This is a genomic window from Mesorhizobium sp. M7A.F.Ca.CA.001.10.2.1, from assembly GCF_003998575.1.
GTDB lineage: Bacteria > Pseudomonadota > Alphaproteobacteria > Rhizobiales > Rhizobiaceae > Mesorhizobium.
In genome coordinates, this window is the sequence record NZ_RZQY01000834.1 from 1 (window position 1) to 2,221 (window position 2,221).

General features: G+C 64.5%; 3 protein-coding genes. All 3 read right to left on the reverse strand.

Translation table 11 applies throughout. From position 1 onward, the window contains the following. Positions 1-974: apolipoprotein N-acyltransferase (lnt, locus tag EN964_RS32355; RefSeq protein WP_127277283.1), on the reverse strand; the 974-nt coding region annotated here is incomplete at its 3' end. A gap of 102 nt (positions 975-1,076) precedes the next feature. Further along, a complete protein-coding gene (locus EN964_RS32360; RefSeq protein ID WP_127379735.1) occupies positions 1,077-1,436 on the reverse strand; it encodes a VOC family protein in 360 nt (119 codons plus the stop codon). A gap of 149 nt (positions 1,437-1,585) precedes the next feature. After that, positions 1,586-2,221 (reverse strand): transporter associated domain-containing protein (locus EN964_RS32365; RefSeq protein ID WP_281059588.1); only part of this gene is annotated, 636 nt, incomplete at its 5' end.

Here is a 2,221-nt window from a genome sequence, read left to right on the forward strand (position 1 = left end):
GCCGAACCGCCTTCCTCGCGAACGACGCCGGCAATCAGCATCTGGCCGGATCCGAGCATGTCTCCCAGCGCCGTCAATGCGTCCGGACGCTCGGTGAAGAGGAAAGGCACCGAGGTTTCGGGCCACAGGATCAGCTGCGGCTTTTGATGGCCTGGGTCCGGCGCCTTGGCCGAGAGCCCCATCAGGACCGCGAAGATGCGGTCGCGCACCGAGGCATCCCATTTTTCCGACAGGTCCACGGCCGGCTGAACGATGCGGACATCCAGGCTGCGTGAAGCTGGCGGTTCGGGAGCGCCAAGCCTGACATAGCCGAAGCCGACATGGGCGGCGGCGAGCATGACAAACAGTGCCGCGCCGAGGCGCAGGTGCCGACGTGCCGCCAGCAGTGCCGGCAGTGCGAAGACGAACACGGCGAGCGCGTTCATGCCGATCATGCCCGTCACCGAGACGCTCTGCATCAGCAGCGGCACGGGCATGGCCGCGTAGCCGACGGCATTCCAGGGAAAACCGGTGAACAGGAAATCGCGCAGCCATTCCGCCAACCCGAAGCCGAAGGCAAGGGCGGCGATGCGGCCAATGTCGTTGCTCCACAGCAGCCGGGCTACGATTGCAGCAAAGCCGTAGAAAAAGGCGAGCATGAAAGGAATGCCGACCACCGCGAAGGGGAGCGCCCAGGCAAAACTGTCGGCCTCGACCAGCAGCGCCGAGCCGATCCACCAGAGGCCGGCGAGGAAATAGCCGAAACCGAACCACCAACCGACGGCAAAAGCCGGCCGCAGACGCCGGAACAGGCTGCCGGAAGCTTCGCCGGTGGCGCCGTCGAGCAGCCAGACCAGCAGCGGAAACGAGACGAAACAGGCGGCGAAGAAATCGTAAGGCGCCTGCCCAAGCACGGCAAAAGCGCCCGCGAGAAACGCCACGAGCGCACGCCGCCAACCCCAAAGCAGAATTATCCGGCCGGTGAGGCGCTCCATGCATACTTCCGAGTCGCGAATCAGGACACAAGATTTAACAGGCTGCGCTCCGCGCTCCAAACGGGCGGATGGCTGGCTGAGATGCACAGCTCCGGCCCTGCCCTACCGGTGCCAACCCTCGATTTGAACGCCGCCCAGCCGCTCGGCCTCCTCGCGCGGAACCGAACGGATGGTCTGCGTGAAGGTCCAGACATGGCCCTCGGGGTCGCGGGCACGATACTGGCGCTCGCCGTAGAACTGATCCGCCGGCTCCTGGATTATCTCAGCGTCGGTCGCCCGCGCCTGCTCGCAATGCGCATCCAGGCCGCCCTTCAGCCTGACATAGATCGACTGCGTGTTCCTGCCCGAGACCGAAGCCGGGCTGGCAACATAATCGCTCCATTCGGAATCGACGATGATGTAGCTGTCGCCGAATCGCATCTCTGCATGGACGAGTTTTCTCTCGGCATCGCTGACTACCATGCTGCGCTCGAAGCCAAATGCTGCTTCAAGCCAGTCCAGCTGCTGCTTCAAGCCAGTCCAGCGCGGCACGAGGGTCCTTGTAGAAGACACCGGACCCCAGACTTGGATGCTTGAACGGGTCGTCGACAGTCATCGGGCGAGCGTGAGGCTCACGCCTGTTCGGTGCGCGCGGTGGCGCGCCGGCGGCGCTCACCCTTCTGGCTCTGCACGATGCGCACGCGCTTGACGCGGCGCGGATCAGCATCGAGGACGTGGAATTCGAAGCCGGGTATGGCCTGCACCACCTCGCCGCGGGCCGGAACACGGCCAAGCGTGTTGAAAATCATGCCGCCGATCGTGTCGACATATTCGCCATGTTCACCGGCGGCGAAATCCCCGCCGATCATCTTGGCCACGTCGTCGATCTCGGCCTTGCCGTCGACGATGAACACGCCGTCGCCGCTCTGGGTGATCATCGGCTCGTCGTCGTCATGCTCGTCCTCGATGTCGCCGACCACCATCTCGACGATGTCTTCCAGCGAGGCGAGGCCGTCGGTGCCGCCATATTCGTCGATGACCAGCGCCATCTGGGTGCGCGTCGTCTGCATGCGGCCCATCAGGTCGGAGGCAAGCATCGACGGCGGCACGAACAGCACCGGGCGGATCAGATTGAGGTCGCCAATGGTGCGTGCGAGGTCGACCTGGGCAAGATCGAGAACCGTGGCAGCGGGGGTTTTCCTGGTCGTGCGGCCCTTCTTGACGCGCGCGATCTTGGTGATGTGGGCCAGCACGTCACGGATATGGAC